The sequence below is a fragment of the Ensifer sp. GW823-FHT05D09 genome, from assembly GCF_058795755.1.
In genome coordinates this window covers 145,000-162,074 of sequence record NZ_JBXAIA010000003.1, presented here as the reverse complement: position 1 = coordinate 162,074, position 17,075 = coordinate 145,000, and the positions used below count along the sequence as shown (strand labels likewise).

Genomic DNA, 17,075 nt, shown 5'->3' with positions numbered 1-17,075 from the left:
GCGGCACCTTGCGTTTCCGCATGTTTTCATCGTGGGGTCGGGCGGATAAGTCCCTGTTCGATCTAAGTCTGGTCCTCGAAGCGGCTGGTCTCGTCACGATCGCGCTCGTATCGCCTCATGAGCGGAAACGGCGGTAGCCAGGATTCGCGACGGATTGTCCAGAGTTCATAGGTCGGCGTCAGCTGGTCCGGTGCATCCAGGGATCCGAGGTTCACTTCGACTTCGTCCGCAGAGCGCGAGAAAACGGGCGAGCCGCAGCGGGGACAGAAAAACCGGCCGGCGTAATCGCGTGTTTCGCCATCGATCGCTACGGCATGCTCCGGAAAAATTGCGGAGGCGTGAAACAGGGCGCCATGATGCTTGCGGCAGTCGAGGCAGTGGCAAAGCCCCACCCGATAAGGACGACCCGACGCCACGATCCGCACCTTGCCGCACCGGCAACCGCCCGTGAACCGGTCCATGCTGCACCTCCTCCAAAATCAAGCGGGCGGAATGTTTATAGCCAACGGCGCTGCCATTGCAATTTCCGGCCCAGGCAGGCTTGCATCGCACAAGTTGTCCCTCGATCTTGTCACCGTGACAAATATCCGGCTTCGCGTCGGAATTAGGTCAACTATGTTGACCTAATTCAACTGGAGAAAGACCATGCAGGCCGATACGCTTCTGGCGCTGTTTCTGTTCGCATTCACGACGTCGATCACGCCGGGTCCGAACAACATGATGCTGTTTGCCTCGGGCGTGAACTTCGGTTTCGTGCGCACCATTCCGCATATGCTGGGCATCGGCGCCGGATTCTTCTCGCTGCTGATCGCCGTCGGTCTGGGGCTCGGCGCGCTCCTGCATTCCGTACCGCTGCTCTACACCATCCTGAAGTTCGCCGGCGGCGCCTATCTCGTGTGGATCGCCTGGAAGATCGGCACCTCGCGCTCCCTTGGCGAAGGCAAGGCCGGTGCCGCGCCGATGAGCTTCCTTTCTGCGGCGGCGTTCCAGTGGGTCAACCCAAAGGCCTGGGTCATGGCCGTCTCGGCGATGGCGACCTATACAGGCGGCGCGAACTACCTCATGAGCGTGCTTGTCGTCGGCCTCGTCTTTGCGCTGGTCAACGTGCCGAGCGTCTCCACCTGGGCCGGCTTCGGCTCAGCGCTCAGGCAATGGCTGTCGGAACCGGCACGGCTGAAATGGTTCAACATCACCATGGCGGTGCTGCTCGTCGTCAGCCTGTGGCCGATGCTAAAATAGTTGGAACTGCGGCTTTGCCAGCATCAGCCAGAAGATGCCGATGACGGCAAAGAAAGCCGGGAAGCCGCAGGCAAACCAGATGGCATAAAGCCGATCGAAGGCCGCCGGCAGCGGGGTATTTTCTGCCACGGCCAGCCGCGCCAGATTGCGCAGCCGGATCTGGATCCAGACCACGGGAAGCCAGAACAGGCCGGTGACGACATAGAGGATCAGCGACGCCGCGATCCAGCCTTCGCTGAGCGACCAGCCGACCCCTGTCGCCAGCAGATAGCCGGTGATCGGCTGAAACACCACGGCGGTGGCGGTGAAGACCGTATCGGCGACGACCACCGTGCCTGCAACATGGGCGATCAGCCGCGCATCGCGGGTCCGGCGTGCCATCACCATGAAAAATGCAATGCCTGCACCGGTGCCGAAGAGCGCGGTGGCGCCGATGACATGGGCAAGGCGCAGGAGATCGTCCGACAGCATCAGCGTTCATCCAGGATGGCGAGAGTGGCGAGCGAAAGCAGGATCGACGGCAGAACCTTGACGAGCGGCCCGAGCGGATCGGCCCAGAGCTCTGGTTCCACGAGGGTTGCGGAGACGAGATAGGCTGCGGTCAGTGCAAGCATGCCGACGAGAGCCCGTTTGGCGTAGGGGCGGACGAGCACTGCGATGCCGAGCACGATATCGGCAAGGCAGGTCAGGAGCGTCAACGATGTCGCCGGTCCTTCGCCCATGAACCGCAGGAAGTGCTGCCGGGCGGCATCGAGGTCGAGCAGCGGGATCAAGCCTGACAGCAGCCAGAACGCCGAAAGCCCTGTGATCATCAGCGGCTTCAGGAGATAGAGCCGGGCAAACCAGAGATCCTGCACCCCTGCCGGGTTGGCTGAAAGCGTCTGCCTGGCCGAGAGCAACGGGATCGCGGCACGGTTGCCTTGATCCGGTGCCGCACCGACGCCGCCGGCCATGACGGCAAGCGCCGTCGAGCGCAGCGGCGAGCGCCAGCCGAGGCGTCCGGCGATGTCGGCAACGAAGCCGGCCGGCGCGGCAAAGGCAGCCGGCAGCGCCACGATGCGGGCGGCGGGCAGACCGAGCCAGCCACGATGGAGCGCCACAAGTTCGCCAAGCGTCAGTCGCTCGCTGTTGCCGAGCACGAGGTCGCTTCGATCGGGCAGGAGATCGGCGACCGCGGCGCTGACGGCTTCCATGACATCGCTCAAGGCAACCGTCTCGACGCGGGCATCCGAATGGACGAGCGGGATCGCCAGGGGCAGGGCGGCAAACGCCCTGATGAGCGCCGAGCCGCCATGGGCGTTGCGGCCGAGCACGAGTGCCGGGCGCAGGATGACATGCGATATGCTGCTTGCGGCAAGTGCGTCATCGGCGCGAAACTTGGTGGCGAGAAAGGCTCGCTCCGCGCCGGCACCGCCGCGAGGGGCTGAAATCTGCACGATGCGCATCGACGGCTTGTTTTTGGCGGCGACATAGAGCGCCAGCATCGCCGCTTCCTGAGTTGCGGCTACATCGTCTGAAAGCCCGTCCTGAAGCGCGCCGGCGCAATTGACCACCACGTCGTGGCCTGCGACGAGGGGCTGCCAATCCTCAGGCGTGCGCATGGTCGCAAGATCGGTCGAAAGCCACTGTGCATCGGGCATCCTCAGACGGGCGCGGCCGACATTGCGGCCAAGGCCGGTCACCGCATGTCGGTCGCTTTTCAATCGATCGAGGATGGCCGAGCCGATGAAGCCGGTGGCGCCGAGAATCAGAATCTTCATGGCATCAGATTAGAGGGCCGCGGGTTACAATTGACAATCGAAGGTAGCCGGAACATTCGAAATGTGCAGCGTAGCTTCATGCGTTGAATGGGTTCCGTCTTGCTGAAGGACGCAAGGGAAGGCGTTCGCCGCGCCGAGCTGGCGCCATTCCATGGCCCATGCGGACATGGCTAGGTCTTCAGTCGCCGAAAACGTCGAGCCAGGGCGATATGATAAGGAGCAGAATCGCGACCGCAGCGGCCCCGCTAATGGCAAGCCGGTATGCCCATTTTGGCGACAATCGCGGTCCATCGAGGGGCTTGCGTCTCAACAAAGGCCGGATGAGCCTCTCCCGCACCGAAGCAGGGGTTACGATGTCTCCGTCGGACTGCCCGATGGTTTCGTCGATGGCCGCTCGAATGCGCTTGCGCTCCGGCTCGCTCAGATCGAGCCGGGTGAGCTTGTCGTCAAGCAGGATCGGCAGCGACACGCCTTCGGCAACAACGGCAAGGGCGGGGTAGTCGTGACCGGCAAAGGCGGTTGCCGGCAACGTTCCGCTGTCGCCGGTCGGCCGGAGGTACAGCGGGTGCTCGCCCGGTTTCATCCGGGTATAGGCTGTCTTGATCGCACCGCGCGCCAAGGGAAGGCTCGTCGTGTAGCGCAGCACCTGGCTGCCGCTGAGATCGACGATGACCGGTTTCAGCAGATACTGCCGGCCGGCCACGCGGCGAGCAAGGAAAATGGGCATAGCCTTGAGCAACATGACGAGACTGAACAGCGCAAGGCCGGCGCCGAGGATAAGTCGCTGCGCAGTCGACCGCATGATGGTGCGATAATCATGGGCGAGGCTGATATGCTCGGGATTGTCGCCGGCGATGGTAACGTTGCCCTGCCGGCAAGCGCCGGGTTGGCCGACCGAACGGGTGCTCAAGACATGCTCTTCGGGCCTGCCATCGTGCTGAAAGCGAACCTGCGTTTTGCAGAGCGGCGGCTCGCCGCTGCCACGCACGCAATCGACCGTGCAGATCTCCGCGCCGCTGACGAGAACGGGGTTCTGGCTGATGGCGTAATCGCGCCTGATCTCGTCGATCGGCAGCCGCAGCAGCCCGACTGCGAACGGCAACGGGAAAAGTGCCAGTAGCAAGAAAAAGAAGCCAAGGGAAAACGACGGCGCAACGATCCTGATCGCACGGGATGGGAAAGCACTTTCGATTGGTGTCGTCATCCGCTGTCCGTTCCCTCATGCCTCGTCCCGAATCCGCCGCCACTGGAGGGTCGTCGCGTCGAATCACCGGGCGTGCGAAGACCTTAACGCAACCTTGGACTTGTGACGGTCGCGGATTGCAATCATCTCGTCGTCGCTTGCTTGATGATGACTTGCGGTCGAGGTCGTCGGGTTGGCCTGGGTGGCAGGACCATGTCGAACCGGACTTGTTACGGTGACAATTCTGGCCCACGGCCGCTGGTAAAATCGATTTCGAAATCGGCGTTTATTCGCTACGACTATTGCCTCAGGGAGGCAGCGGCGCCATCGGCGTGGCCGCGGGGCGCCGTGCTGCGAGGAGCCAGGCAATGTCCGAACACCATCATGGCCACGATCACCATGATCACGACCATCACCACGACAACCATTTCACCGACATGGAAGCGCGGGTAAAGGCGCTGGAAACGGTGTTGACGGAGAAGGGGCTGATCGACCCGTCGGCGATCGATGCCATCGTCGAGACCTATGAGACCAAGATCGGCCCGCGCAATGGCGCCCGCGTCGTCGCCAAGGCCTGGAACGATGCGGAATTTGCCGACTGGCTGAAGCGTGACGCAACGGCGGCAATCGCCAGCCTCGGCTATACCGGCCGGCAGGGCGAGCACATGCGGGCCGTGTTCAACACCGCCGACACCCACAATCTCGTCGTCTGCACGCTCTGCTCCTGTTACCCCTGGTCGGTGCTCGGCCTGCCGCCGGTCTGGTACAAGGCGCCGCCCTATCGCTCGCGTGCGGTCATCGACCCGCGCGGGGTGCTGGCGGAATTCGGGCTGACGCTGTCAGACGAAACCCGCATCCGCGTCTGGGATTCGACGGCGGAGCTGCGTTATCTCGTGGTGCCGGTGCGGCCTGCAGGGACCGACGGCCTTGACGAGGAGCAGCTTGCCGACCTCGTGACCCGTGACGCGATGATCGGCACCGGGCTTGCACTTTCCCCGGAGGTGCTGCGATGAACGGCCCGCACGATCTCGGCGGTCAGCATGGCATGGGGCCTGTCGCGCCCGAGCCGAACGAACCCTATTTTCACGCCGAATGGGAAAAGCGGGCGCTTGGCGTGACGCTTTCCTGCGGCGCATTCGGCGCCTGGACGATCGACGAGAGCCGGCATGCGCGCGAAAACTTGGCCCCGGCGACCTATCTCTCGGCAAGCTATTACGAGATCTGGACGCGGGCGCTGGAAACGCTTTTGAAGCGCCACGGCTTCGTCACCCAGGCCGAGCTTGACGGCGGCCACATGCTCGAAAAAGGTGCGGCACCCAAGCGCGTGCTGAAGGCCGAGATGGTGCCGGGCGTGCTTGCCAAGGGCGGCCCCTGCGACCGCCCGGTCGATCAGCGCCCGGGCTTCGTCGTCGGCGAACGGGTGCGCACGAAGAATTTCAATCCGACGACCCATACGCGGCTGCCGCGCTATGCGCGTGCCAAGGTCGGCACGATCGAGGCGCTGCAGGGCTCCTTCGTCTTTCCTGACGACAATGCCCATGGCCGCGGCGAGAGCGCGCAGTGGCTCTATACCGTGGTGTTCGACGGGGGTGAGATCTGGGGCGAGGGCGCCGACCCGACGCTGACGGTCTCGATCGATGCCTGGGAGAGCTATCTTGAACATGTGTAAGGTGGCGTCGCCACTGGTTGCTTCCGCAGAGCTGCCGAAATCGCCGGAGGGCGATCCTGTTTTCGCCGAGCCATGGCAGGCCTCTGCCTTCGCCATGACCGTGCGGCTGCACGAAAAGGGCGTGTTCTCCTGGCCGGAATGGGCCGAGGCGCTTTCGGCCGAACTCTACAAGCCCGGCCGCAAGGCGGATGCCAGCGACTATTTCGATTGTTGGGTGGCGGCGCTATCGCGGCTTGTCACCGAGCTTTCGATCGTATCCGGCGGCGAGTTGGAGCATCTGACGCAGCGCTGGCAGCGCGCGGCCGAAGCGACGCCGCACGGGCATCCGATCCTCATTGAGAACGATCCGCTGCGGTAGCGGCCGGGGTGCGCCCATGCTGGCGCAGCGTCCGACCCAAGCAGGCAGGCATAGCCGATGCAGGTCCAGTCAGCGCGGCCAGGCGTGGGCTGATCGGCGGGCTCACTCCGTGTGCCGGGCCGTTTTGGGAGCCGGATGGGTTGCCGAGGGCTCGACGCCGATAGCGCAACAGCAGTGCATTCATCGATGACCGCAACGCCAAGGGAGACTGCGCAGCCCTGGGCGTACGCCCGATAACCCGTGCCGATGGAAAAAAGAAACCAATGCAATCCGGCGCTTGAACGATGGCGCGGAAAAGATGTTGGCGAACGCGATTTTGTCAACGATGATCACTCGCGGGGATGAGGTTGCAGACTGTTCACATCCCATCGAATTGCGCGATCAGACGCCGGCCGTCCTGACATCGCTCCCGACCGGCAAGCTGCTCAAGACCATCCATGCAAAGTCCCAGCGATTGAGTCCATTCAGGCCGTTTCAATGGTGGAGGAAACCATGAGAGCCGAAAGTCGACTAGCAACAGGAATACTCGTCTTGGCACTGTTCGTGCCTGCTGCGCATGCGGAGGATAATGCCCGCGCCATTCTGAAATCCATGTCGGATTACCTGGCGAAACAGCAGGCCTTTACCGCAACCTTCAACTCCGACATCGAGGTTGTGACGCCCGAAATGCAGAAGGTTCAGTTCGCAAGTTCGGGTGAGGTGTCCGTCAGCCGCCCGGACAAGGTTTATGCTGCCCGCACAGGCGGTTTCGCCGATGTCGAGATGTTTTTCGACGGCAAGCAGATGACCGTTCACGCGAAGAACGCCAAAGTGTTCATGCAGGCCGACATGCCCGGTACGCTCGACGAGCTTGTTTCGAAGCTTGAAGCAGATGGCCAGGCGTTGCCTGGAGCCGACCTGCTTCTGTCCAACGTCTACGATGCGCTCAATGCCGGCATCATCGATGCCAAGCATATAGGCACCGGTGTGGTTGGCGGAATCGAGTGCGAGCACCTCGCCTTCCGTAACGCCGATACGGATTGGCAGTTGTGGGTGCGCACCGGGCCGGAACCAATCCCTTGCAAGTATGTCATCACCTCCAAGGCTGTGGGGCAGGCGCCGCAGTACACGCTCGTCATCAATTCCTGGAGTGGAGAGGCGAAGAATGACTTCAAGTTCGCACCGCCGGCCGACAGCAAACGGGTGGATGCGAAGGCGATGCCCCATATAGATGAAGTTCCCGAAGGAGGCAGCCAATGACCCGCTATGCAAGACTAGCCGCCCTGGCAATCGGTATTGCCGCGATGCTCCTGGGCGATATTCCGACGGATGGAACTGGCTCCTTCATCTCCGAAGCCCAGGCCATTGTCGGACGCCCGCTGACGCCGGTCAGCTACGCCGGAGTGGCGCGCCGCACGACACGCCGGACAATTGCAGCGGGAGCTGCGGTGGGCGCGACGGTCTACGCGCCCGGCTGCGTGCAGGTTGTCGATGCCTACGGGCGGATCTATACCCGGTGCCGCTGAAGGCTCAAGCCATTGACCGAACACGGCGTGCAGCGAACCTTAGTTCCGGGCGCTGCCGCCAAATGTGCGATCCTCCCGGACGCCGGCGAACGAACTGCGTTCAGGACGCAGCCGGCTTCTCGAACTGGCGGTAGCATTCGTCGGCGACCTTCTGCAGAAGCGCGCGCGGCACTTCGCCGGTGACGGCGTAGCCGATCGGGCCGTCGATCCAGTAGAAGGTCTCGACGCCACCGCTGCTGTCGATGCGGAAGCTCGTCTCGCGGTTGTCGGGATTGCGGCCGAGCAGAACCGTCAGCCGCTGGCCGCTTGCATCCTCATACATGAACAGCGCGCCCGCCTTGCCATTGACCGGCAGCAGCCGGCCGCCGACGAGTGAAAAGCCGAGGCTCGACAGATCGGGGATGTTGAGCGGATGATCGAGGCGCTTGCCGAGCCAGTTGGCAAGGTGGGTCTGCTGGTCCGGCCCGACCTCGACGGCGTGGCGCACTTCGCTCGCATAGATGAGAAATGCCGATTGCGCTTGGCGCGGCAGGCTTTCCGCTACCTGGGCAACTTGCTCTGACCGCTGGGGCGTAAGGATATGGGGAGCATAGAGCCCGGTGAGGGCGCCGGCGGCAAAAAGCAGGAGACCGGCGGCAATACGGCTGCCAAGGCGTTCGGTCCAGCGATCGCCCGAAGTGGCAACCTCGCTGACATTTGTGGGTGACAGCAACGCGCGGTCGCGCTCGTCGCTGCGGGCATAGGGGGAGAACATGGCACGAAGCTCGGTTGCCTGGGCCTGCCATTGGCGAACGTCTTCGGCGCGCGCCGGATTGCGCTCGAGCCATTGCTCGACCCGCGCCCGGTCCGCCTCGCTCAGGAAGCCGTCGACATAGGCGTTGAGGTCGTCTTCGGAGACGGTGTTCAATTCGTCCGTCATTTCGGTCTCCGCATGCTGATCACGTTGTCGTCCTTCATCGCTTCGGCAAGCTGGTGGCGCGCGCGCGACAGCCGCGACATCACCGTGCCGATCGGTATGGCCAGCATGTCGGCCACATCCTGGTATCGGTATCCCTCGATCACCACGAGCATCAGCACCGAGCGGTTTTCCGCCGAAAGCCCGTTGAGCGCGCGCTCCAGCCGCGAGCGCTCTAGCGGATCGCTCTCATAGGTTTCGGCCTGCAGTCCGAGGTCGTCGTCGAGTTCGACCTGCGGGTGGAGCGCCGTGTGGCGGTGCCGGTTGCGGCTGAGATTGGTCATGATGGTGAAGGCCCAGGCGCGCAGGTTGACCCCGCGCCACTGGGCGCGGCGCGCCAGAACCTTCTCTACACAATCCTGCAGCAGGTCTTCACCATCCGGATCCGAGCGCACGAGGCTGCGCGAATAGCGCCGAAGCGCCGGCATTAGCGCCAGCACGTCCTCCTCGAACCGGTCGGGCGCGGCGGCATTCGCCTCCGCACCCTCGCTCATGCGGTCACGGCTTGACGACATCCCAGACGCCCTTTACGCCATCGCCGGTCGCGTCACCCATCTTCTTGTCCTTGATCCAGAAGTACAGCGGCATGCCGTCCTTCGCCCATTGCTTGGCTCCGTCCTTGCGCTCGACGATCGTAAAGGCTCCCTCGGCCTTGGCATCGCCTTCGACCATGAACGGCGGCCAGTTGGTGGCGCAGGAATCGTAGCAGCTGGACTCGCCCTTCTTGTCGTTCTTGAACGTATAAAGCGTCATGCCGTTGGCGGCGGCGAGCACATTGCCCTTCGCCGTTTCGACCGTCTTGACCGGCGGTGCCGCAAAGGCGACGCCGGCGACAAGAGAAATAGCAATCGCTAGGGGTAACGGTCTCATGGGAGCTTTCCTTCCTCAAGTTGTTTCTGATGGAGTGCGCGGGGTGCGTTTCCGAACATGAGACACGAGGAGGGCGGCGATTATTCCCGGATGTGTTGCATCGTCGTGATTTTCTTGAAGGCGACGATGCTGGCCGCGCTCAGGCGCGATCCGCGACGAAGCGGGCGAGCGCCGGGCCGATCATGGTGATGATCATCAGGCGGGCGGACTGCAGCGCCATGACGAAGGAGAGGTCGACATTGCTGGAGGCCGCGATCACCGCGATGGAATCGAGGCCACCCGGGCTGGTGGCGAGATAGGCCGTCAGCGGATCGATGCCGGCGACCTTGATCAAGATGAGGGCGAGCAGGCCGGAAAACGAGATCAGCACGACGATCGAGATCACCGTCGGCACCAGGGCGCGGCGGGCATGGGCAAGGATCGAGCGGGTGAAACCGAGGCCGATGTTCCAGCCGAGCAGGCCATAACAGAGCGCCAGCAGCCATTGCGGCAGCTCGGTGGTCATGACGCCGCTGACATTGAGCACCGCGCCGACGAGAAACGGCATCAGGAATGCGCCGGCCGGCACGCGCAGCATCCGGCCGGCAAAGGCGGCGCCAAGCCCGACGGCAAGCGTTGTCAGGAAGGGAAGCACAGAGACCGGCTCGAACCAGACGATCGTGGTTTCGGCCTCGGTGCCGGTGACCCAGAGATGGGCGACCATGGTCGCGGTGCTGGCCACGAAGATGACGCGCAGATACTGCATGAAGGCGACGAGGCGCGCATCGGCGCCGTAGGCGTCCGCCATCATCAGCATGGTGGAGGCAGCGCCCGCCGACGAGCCCCAGATCGCGGTCGTGCCCGGCAGGATGCGCATGCGGGTGATCACCCAGCCGCACAGCGTGCTGACGGCGATGACGGAAAGAATAACGCTGAGGAACAGCGGCCAGTTGCCGGAAAAAGTGCCGAGCATGCCCGGCGTCATCGCGCCGGCGATCATCATTGCCAGAATGAACTGCACGCAGAAATACACCTGCTTGGGCAAGCGGATGGTGCTGCCGTTCATGCCGAAGAGGACGGCCGCGAACATCGGCCCCATCAGCAAGCCGGCGGGGATGCCGATCAGTTCGAGGATCACCGTAAAGACCAGCGAGACCAGCATGAGAAGCAGCCACTGCAGCGCCGGTGCGAGCCGGCCGATGCCGACGGGTGCCGAAGGGGTGGGCATGGCGGGCTGGTCGGGCTTCAAGGGCATTCTCCGGCATTGCTTCAGGAGCTTTGCGCGTTCGCGCGTGCCTGATCAGTTTGGCGCGGACAGCCCCGTCGATGGGGCGATATGCCGCGCAACCGCTCGTTAGCAGCATTGCGCGCGGGCATTCAAGCGGCAGGCAGCCCACAGGGCAAGAAATGGCCACAGCCGAGACGGCGGGAGATCGAGATCTCAGGTCGAACTGTACTGGGGCGTTGCCCTTGCGTTGGGCAGTCGTGATGTGTCGCCGTGCACCCGGACGTCAGATAGACCCGCGATATCCGGGCGATCCGGTGCAGGATTTGGCGATCGGGGCCCGCTCAGAGCGCAGCCGCCGGCTGCCGGCCGGAAATCCGGGCTTGCTTGTGCACCCCGAATCCTGACACTTCGCGTCATGCAATTTGCTCCGCAACAGGACGAGGCCCTCAAGGCCGTTTCGCAATGGCTGAAGGAAGGCCGCTCGCCGCTCTTCCGGCTGTTCGGTTATGCCGGCACCGGCAAGACGACGCTTGCGCGCCATTTTGCCGAACATGTCGATGGCGACGTGCTGTTTGCCGCCTTTACCGGCAAGGCCGCCCAGGTTCTGCGCTCCAAGGGGGCGAGCAACGCCAAGACCATCCATTCGCTGATCTACCGGCCGCGCGGCGAGGAAGAGGTTTCCGACGAGGAAACCGGCAAGACCTCGATCGCGCCGATGTTTTCGATCAACCGCCAGAGCCCGGTCGCCAAGGCAGCGCTGATCATCGTCGACGAATGCTCGATGGTCGACGAGGCGCTCGGCAAGGACCTGATGAGCTTCGGCACGCCGATCCTGGTTCTGGGTGATCCCGGCCAGCTTCCGCCCGTTACCGGCGGCGGCTACTTCACCAACCAGGATCCGGACTACCTGCTCACCGATATCCACCGCCAGGCGCGCGACAACCCGATCATCCGGTTGGCGATGCAGGTGCGCGAGGGCAACGAGATCGCGCATGGCGACTACGGCACCACGCAGGTCATCGGCCGCGGGCAGGTCAACCAGGAACTGGTGCTGGAGGCCGACCAGGTGCTTGTTGGCACCAACAAGACGAGGCGGCGCTACAACCAGCGGCTTCGCGAGCTCAAGGGCTTTACCAGCGAGTATCCGCAATCGGGCGACAAGCTGGTGTGCCTCAGGAACGACCCGGCCAAAGGCCTGCTCAATGGCTCGCTCTGGCAGGTCATGAGTTCGTCGAAGGAAACGGTCAAGCCGGGCATCAACCTGATGATCCGCCCTGAAGACGACGACATGGATCGCGGTGCGGCCAAGATCAAGCTGTTGAAGGCGGCCTTCGAAGAGGTCGAGGGCGAAATCCCCTGGACGACCCGCAAGCGCTACGACGAATTCGACTTCGGCTATGCCCTGACGGTGCACAAGGCGCAGGGTTCGCAGTGGAACAACGTCGTTTTGTTCGACGAGAGCTGGGCCTTCCGCGATACCCGCGAGCGCTGGCTCTATACCGCGATTACCCGCGCGGCCGAACGCCTGACGATCGTTCGCTGACTTCGGGCGGTCGCCGAGGCTTCGAGCGGAGGAGACCCCGTGCCGATCAACCGGATCATCCTTTACGCCCATGATGTGGAGGCGAGCGTTCGCTTCTACGAGATGCACTTCGGTTTCGAGGTTTCGCGGGAGCCCGGCGACCGGCTCGTCGAGCTGATCTGCGGCCAGGGCGGCGCCAGCCTGATGGTCCACCCGGCGGCCAAGGGGCAGCGGCGCGGCCAGTCGCTGGTCAAGCTGGTGTTCGATGTCAGGGATGTCGAGGCGTTCTGCGCGCGCTGCGCTGCCGAAGGGCTGGTGTTTGGCTCGATCCATCAGGCCGGCGGCTATCAGTTCGCCAACGCGAAGGACCCAAGCGACAACCCGATCTCGGTGTCGAGCCGGGCCTTCCGCAAGGTGTGACGACCGAGATTTATTCCACCGACATCGCCGTCGTAGGGCCCGATTGGCAATGGACGGCTGGCAGCAACCTGGCGATTATCGCTTGGTCGCCATCCAGAGCACATGGCGTGCGCCGCCGCGTTTGCCATTTGCGCGCACATTCACCTCGTCGGTGGCAAAGCCGACTTCGCGCAATCGGCGGGTAAAAGCGCTATCCGGCGCCGAAGACCAGACGGCAAGCACGCCGTTGGCGCGCAACGCAGCCTTGGCGGCACGCAGGCCGGTGTGGTTGTAGAGGCTGTCGTTGGAAGGGCGCGTCAACCCGTCGGGGCCATTGTCGACATCGAGCAGGATGGCATCGTAAGCGGCCGATTTCGAACGGATCAGCCCACCGACATCGCCGACATGGATCTCGACCCTGGGATCGTCGAGCGTGCCCTTGTGCAGATCCGCCATCGGGCCGCGCGCCCAGTCGACCACGGCAGGCACGAGCTCGGCGACGACCACTCTGGCATCGTCCGGGAGGACGCCGAGGGCGGCGCGCAAGGTAAACCCCATGCCGAGTCCGCCGATCAGCATGCTGGCATTCTTGCGGCCGGCGATCCGCTCATAGCTCAGCGTCGCCAACGCTTCTTCCGAGCCGCTCAACCGGCTGTTCATCAATTCGGTCGAGCCGAGCATGATGGAAAACTCGCTGCCGCGCTGCTTCAGGCGCAACTCGTCGCCATCGCCGGGAATGGTTGCGCGATCTAGCTGGATCCAGGGAAGCATCGGGGTGTCTCGTTCATGTTGTTTCGGCGCCTCGTACCATGCAGGTGGCGCCGAGAACATCATATTATCCCTGACCGCCAGAGAATTGCAGCCGAATGGTCCCGCGAAAACGGCCGATAATCGTCTGCCTTCGGCACGCGGTGGGCAACGCTTCTCGCCATCCCCTTGGCGAGTTGGGGGCGCCGGCGCGGGGCCTTTACGCCATTTATTCCGCGGCGATCAAGCCCGAAAGCACCGCCTTGGCGATGGCCTGGAAGCGGTTATGGGCATTGAATTTGCGGATGATTCCGGCTTCGAGCGTCAAGGCTGCCGCCAGATCCATCTCCATCAACCGGGCGATGCGAGAGGCGGGATAGCCTTCGGCCATGAAGGTCAGGCACTCGCTTTCGATCGGTGAGAGGTGCACGTGTGCGGCGTCATCGGGTGAGGGCTCGCCATTCTCTGTTTCGCTTTCCAGGAGTTCGGATATGCGTTGCATCTGTCGGCGCAGGTTGGATTGCTGGGCGGCCAGTTCCCGCCGCCGCGACAGCAGCGCCTCCTTGAACAGCCGGTCGGCTTCGGTCTGGTCGTCGGCTCCAGCGAGGCTCGAGAGCAGCTCCTGGATGGCAGCGATCGGCATGTCGATTTCGCGGCAGGCGTTGATGACGGCCATGCGCCGGATATGGTCTGCTCCATAGACCCGCATCGGCCCCATGCGGGCGGCGATAAGCAGGCCCTTCTCCTCGTAGAAATGCAGGGTGCGGTGGGTGACGCCGAAGGCATCGGCCATATCGGCGATTGCAAGCGGGCTTGAGGGGTCGTGGTGGGGCAGCGGCAGTTTTGGCAGGTAGCCGACACGTTCGGGCGCCGCCAGCACGCCCTCGTATTTCCAGTGGTCTCGCGGCATATCGATTGTCCCCGGTTGACGGCGCCGCGCGCCCGATCAAGGGAGGGCAGGTCGTCGTAACGCTTCGATTTGCTGCATAATTGGTCCCGATATCGCTGCCGATTTACGGAATTATGCCGCAGGCATCAGGAAGCCGCCACGACCGTCCGTGACCGGGAGCGGAACGGATCCGCACTCCGAAGCCACCGTCTGGAGTCGACGATGGCGCCTGCTGCTCGGCTGGGGCACACCGCGCCAAGGGCGCGATTACTGCTGACAATTGTGCTTGCCTGACGAGCAACCAGGCACCAATTCCCAACGCATGACTACACCGTATACGCGAATCGCATATATGAATAGTCCTTAATATTGCAGGGGATATGCTGGTTTGAGCGGCGTCGGCCGAGCGCCTCCCGGCGCTCTGAACCATGGTTTTCGTCAGTGTCCGACGACCTTTAGCGGGCTCTTGGCGCTGAGGATGAAGAGAGGCTCATCGCCGCGCAGGGGCGCCAGCTGCTGCTGGCAGGACCAGGCCTTTTCGAAGCTGTCGCGCGTCAGCAGCTTGCGGTATTGCGCGGTCGCGGTCATGCAATCCATCAGCGGGCTCTGGATCTGTTCCTCGCTCGCGTGGGTGTAGATCTCGCCATCCAGAGAGAACAGTTCCGATGCCAGTGACATGCTTTCGAACAAAAGGTCCGGCTCGCTCCTCAACCGCTCGATGGTGATGAAATCCTGCCGCAGCGGCACGCCTTCACCGTCATGCTTCAAGGTCACGCGTACACCGGCTGCGGGCGCATCGTACCAGGTCAGGTCGAGCGAAAACGACAGCGCGGCATTGCGCGACACCGGCCGTCCCGTGTCGCCATCGGTGGCGCGCGCCAGCGTCTTGTGGCGCTGGGCGGCGGTGCGAAGGGCAGTGGCGAAGGCCTTGATATCGCCGTTCTGGTCGCCCGAAACAATGACGTTGACCGACGGCAGCACACGCTCGGTCGCATAGCGGCCGTTGAACAGCTTCGCCTGCGCATCGATATCCAGCGTCATTTCCGGTGAGGGCAGGGGCGCAAACAGGAGCAGCGGCAACACGGACAAAACGGCGAGCGGCGAAGACAATGGTGCCGGCGGCCAAGCTGTCTTCTGGCCGGGAAGGCGCTTCCTCGTCAGCTTCGGCTGACGGGCTTGCGGCTCGGCAGCACCAACCGCATCGATCCGTCCACGGCTGTATTCGGGTACATAGGTGCCCTTGGGAATGACCAGATGCCATTCGTCTCCAGCGCCGTCGGTCTCGTAGTAGGCCTTGAGCAATTTGCGCAACTTGCCCGCATGCACCCGCACCAGCGGGTCGCTGTCGGCATTGAACGCCTGGGGGCGATCGAAGACGTCGATGGCGATCGAGTAGCCCTTCAACTGCGGACCTTCACCGATCATCTCCTTGTCGACGACATAGGCGAGAAAAGCGCGCAGGCGTTCGGAACGTGCAAAAGCCTTGCTCTCGAGGATGCGGCGCAGAATCTGCCGGATCGTCTCGTTGCAGGGTCTTTCGACCGTCGTCATCGGTTGTTGCTCCAGGTTCATTCGCCGCGAAACTTTATGAAGGTGATCGAAGGGCAGACTATGGCCATTCGATGTGATTCGGAAATTTAGGCTCAAAAAAAGCTGTTGTCAGGAGTGCTTTGCTCCAAACTTGAGTTTTATCTGAAATAAAAGCAGGAATTGCGACCATCTCCCTGTGGCAGAACGTAGCGGTACCATGTTTGCGGGTCTTGCGCCGCCTGAATCCATACCGGTCGAGTGCTCTGGGTCGAGCCAACCCCATGGGTCTGATTGCATGTTAGGTCCCACTAATGTCAAGGTTTCGTCAAGAGATGGCCGGCAATCAGGCGGCGCCGGGCCCGACTTTCGCCGGCGGACGTACTCTTTGGAATTGCTGCATAATCTTGGCCTCAAACCGTTTTCGGTTTTTGCAATTATGCAGTAGAAGATTGCATTGACATTGCCCGCCTCTGGAAAGTTCCGACATGCCCGCAAAACTGTCCGTGAATCTGAATGCCGTTGCCATGCTGCGCAACCGGCGCGATCTTCCCTGGCCGTCCGTTACTGCGCTCGGCCGTATTGCTCTCGAGGCCGGCGCAAGCGGGCTGACGGTGCATCCACGCCCCGACCAGCGGCATGTGCGCTTTTCCGACCTGCAGCCGATCCGCGATCTCATCGACGACGAGTTTTCCGAGACCGAATTCAACATGGAAGGCTACCCGAACGAGGAGTTTCTGCGCCTCGTCGAAACCCATGAGCCGGAGCAGGTGACGCTGGTGCCCGATGATCCGGCGCAGGCGACCTCCGACCACGGCTGGGACTTCCGCAAGAACCACAACCTTCTGGGGAGTGTTGTCGGCAGGCTGAAGAAGAAGGGGTTCCGGGTTTCGCTGTTTGCCGATGGCGACGAGGACGCGGAGGCGCTGCGCATTGCCCGGGAAACCGGTGCCGACCGCATCGAGCTTTACACGGGGCCCTATGGCGGCTGCTATGACGACCCGGAAAGGGCGGAGAAGATTGCCGCCGAACTGGGGCGCACCGCCGCGATCGCCGCCAGCCTCGGCCTCGAAGTGAATGCCGGCCACGACCTGACGGTCGCCAACCTGCCGCTGCTCGTCAAGCATGTCCCTAACATCGCCGAAGTGTCGATCGGCCACGGCCTGACGGCCGACGCGCTGGAATACGGCATGGCCGAAACCGTGCGCCGCTTCCGCCGCGCCTGCGGGCAGGCGGTGTGATGCA

General features: G+C 63.2%; 20 protein-coding genes. 9 read left to right on the top strand and 11 right to left on the bottom strand.

Going from position 1 to position 17,075, the window contains the following annotated elements; genetic code table 11:
• Positions 1 to 62 precede the first annotated feature (62 nt).
• Positions 63 to 461 (bottom strand): GFA family protein, encoded by a 399-nt coding sequence (locus tag AC1Q80_RS11200; protein WP_492360476.1) that lies wholly within the window; start codon positions 459 to 461, stop codon positions 63 to 65.
• Positions 462 to 645: 184 nt separating this feature from the next.
• Here AC1Q80_RS11200 and AC1Q80_RS11195 point away from each other — a divergent pair, with 184 nt between their 5' ends.
• Complete coding sequence (locus AC1Q80_RS11195) at positions 646 to 1,239, top strand: LysE family translocator (RefSeq protein WP_492360475.1); 594 nt, start codon at positions 646 to 648, stop codon at positions 1,237 to 1,239.
• Here AC1Q80_RS11195 and AC1Q80_RS11190 read toward each other — a convergent pair.
• The 3 genes from AC1Q80_RS11190 to AC1Q80_RS11180 all read right to left on the bottom strand — a co-directional run bounded on the left by AC1Q80_RS11190 (position 1,231) and on the right by AC1Q80_RS11180 (position 4,203).
• Positions 1,231 to 1,710 carry a DUF2269 family protein gene (locus AC1Q80_RS11190; RefSeq protein ID WP_492360474.1) on the bottom strand — a complete coding sequence of 160 codons (480 nt, stop codon included), beginning with the start codon at positions 1,708 to 1,710 and terminating at the stop codon, positions 1,231 to 1,233. The genes AC1Q80_RS11195 and AC1Q80_RS11190 overlap by 9 nt on opposite strands.
• Entirely contained in the window at positions 1,710 to 2,999 is a 1,290-nt protein-coding gene (locus AC1Q80_RS11185; protein WP_492360473.1) for an SDR family oxidoreductase, read from the bottom strand. The genes AC1Q80_RS11190 and AC1Q80_RS11185 overlap by 1 nt, the downstream gene beginning before the upstream one ends.
• 178 nt (positions 3,000 to 3,177) lie before the next feature.
• Positions 3,178 to 4,203, bottom strand: a complete 1,026-nt coding sequence (locus tag AC1Q80_RS11180; protein WP_209790758.1) for a hypothetical protein — start codon at positions 4,201 to 4,203, stop codon at positions 3,178 to 3,180.
• Positions 4,204 to 4,550: 347 nt separating this feature from the next.
• On the opposite strand from AC1Q80_RS11180, the gene nthA reads away from it, so the two are divergent.
• The 5 genes from nthA to AC1Q80_RS11155 all read left to right on the top strand — a co-directional run bounded on the left by nthA (position 4,551) and on the right by AC1Q80_RS11155 (position 7,714).
• Positions 4,551 to 5,195, top strand: coding sequence for a nitrile hydratase subunit alpha (gene nthA / locus AC1Q80_RS11175; RefSeq protein WP_492360472.1), 645 nt, complete (start codon positions 4,551 to 4,553; stop codon positions 5,193 to 5,195).
• Positions 5,192 to 5,851, top strand: a complete 660-nt coding sequence (gene nthB / locus AC1Q80_RS11170; protein ID WP_492360471.1) for a nitrile hydratase subunit beta — start codon at positions 5,192 to 5,194, stop codon at positions 5,849 to 5,851. The genes nthA and nthB overlap by 4 nt, the downstream gene beginning before the upstream one ends.
• Positions 5,844 to 6,209 (top strand): nitrile hydratase accessory protein, encoded by a 366-nt coding sequence (locus AC1Q80_RS11165; protein ID WP_173421048.1) that lies wholly within the window; start codon positions 5,844 to 5,846, stop codon positions 6,207 to 6,209. Before nthB ends, AC1Q80_RS11165 begins: the two co-directional genes overlap by 8 nt.
• Positions 6,210 to 6,740: 531 nt before the next feature.
• The gene (locus AC1Q80_RS11160) at positions 6,741 to 7,448 is read left to right on the top strand and encodes a DUF2092 domain-containing protein (protein ID WP_234902816.1); all 708 of its coding nucleotides are present in this window, start codon (positions 6,741 to 6,743) and stop codon (positions 7,446 to 7,448) included.
• Positions 7,445 to 7,714 carry a hypothetical protein gene (locus AC1Q80_RS11155; RefSeq protein ID WP_173420533.1) on the top strand — a complete coding sequence of 90 codons (270 nt, stop codon included), beginning with the start codon at positions 7,445 to 7,447 and terminating at the stop codon, positions 7,712 to 7,714. The genes AC1Q80_RS11160 and AC1Q80_RS11155 overlap by 4 nt, the downstream gene beginning before the upstream one ends.
• A gap of 100 nt (positions 7,715 to 7,814) precedes the next feature.
• Here the strand turns inward: AC1Q80_RS11155 and AC1Q80_RS11150 are convergent, their stop codons facing one another.
• The 4 genes from AC1Q80_RS11150 to AC1Q80_RS11135 form a co-directional block, all read right to left on the bottom strand.
• Positions 7,815 to 8,633 (bottom strand): anti-sigma factor family protein, encoded by an 819-nt coding sequence (locus AC1Q80_RS11150; RefSeq protein WP_492360470.1) that lies wholly within the window; start codon positions 8,631 to 8,633, stop codon positions 7,815 to 7,817.
• Positions 8,630 to 9,184: an RNA polymerase sigma factor gene (locus AC1Q80_RS11145; RefSeq protein ID WP_173420531.1), complete on the bottom strand. Its 555-nt coding sequence runs from the start codon at positions 9,182 to 9,184 to the stop codon at positions 8,630 to 8,632. Before AC1Q80_RS11145 ends, AC1Q80_RS11150 begins: the two co-directional genes overlap by 4 nt.
• Positions 9,168 to 9,539 (bottom strand): COG4315 family predicted lipoprotein, encoded by a 372-nt coding sequence (locus tag AC1Q80_RS11140; protein WP_173420530.1) that lies wholly within the window; start codon positions 9,537 to 9,539, stop codon positions 9,168 to 9,170. Before AC1Q80_RS11140 ends, AC1Q80_RS11145 begins: the two co-directional genes overlap by 17 nt.
• A 139-nt stretch (positions 9,540 to 9,678) precedes the next feature.
• On the bottom strand, positions 9,679 to 10,767 hold the full coding sequence (locus AC1Q80_RS11135) for an AbrB family transcriptional regulator (RefSeq protein ID WP_492360469.1): 1,089 nt from the start codon (positions 10,765 to 10,767) through the stop codon (positions 9,679 to 9,681).
• A gap of 394 nt (positions 10,768 to 11,161) precedes the next feature.
• Here AC1Q80_RS11135 and AC1Q80_RS11130 point away from each other — a divergent pair, with 394 nt between their 5' ends.
• Entirely contained in the window at positions 11,162 to 12,289 is a 1,128-nt protein-coding gene (locus AC1Q80_RS11130) for an ATP-dependent DNA helicase (RefSeq protein WP_492360468.1), read from the top strand.
• 39 nt (positions 12,290 to 12,328) lie between these two features.
• Positions 12,329 to 12,688, top strand: a complete 360-nt coding sequence (locus AC1Q80_RS11125; RefSeq protein WP_492360467.1) for a VOC family protein — start codon at positions 12,329 to 12,331, stop codon at positions 12,686 to 12,688.
• Between the two features lie 75 nt (positions 12,689 to 12,763).
• Here AC1Q80_RS11125 and AC1Q80_RS11120 read toward each other — a convergent pair whose 3' ends face one another.
• From AC1Q80_RS11120 to AC1Q80_RS11110, 3 genes are all read right to left on the bottom strand, one after another.
• The gene (locus AC1Q80_RS11120; protein ID WP_173420526.1) at positions 12,764 to 13,438 is read right to left on the bottom strand and encodes a spermine/spermidine synthase domain-containing protein; all 675 of its coding nucleotides are present in this window, start codon (positions 13,436 to 13,438) and stop codon (positions 12,764 to 12,766) included.
• A gap of 205 nt (positions 13,439 to 13,643) precedes the next feature.
• A complete protein-coding gene (locus AC1Q80_RS11115; RefSeq protein ID WP_492360466.1) occupies positions 13,644 to 14,324 on the bottom strand; it encodes a MerR family transcriptional regulator in 681 nt (226 codons plus the stop codon).
• A gap of 417 nt (positions 14,325 to 14,741) precedes the next feature.
• A complete protein-coding gene (locus AC1Q80_RS11110) occupies positions 14,742 to 15,854 on the bottom strand; it encodes a hypothetical protein (protein ID WP_492360465.1) in 1,113 nt (370 codons plus the stop codon).
• Between the two features lie 464 nt (positions 15,855 to 16,318).
• Between AC1Q80_RS11110 and AC1Q80_RS11105 the strand changes: the two genes are divergently transcribed.
• Entirely contained in the window at positions 16,319 to 17,071 is a 753-nt protein-coding gene (locus tag AC1Q80_RS11105; protein WP_492360464.1) for a pyridoxine 5'-phosphate synthase, read from the top strand.
• Positions 17,072 to 17,075: the final 4 nt, after the last annotated feature.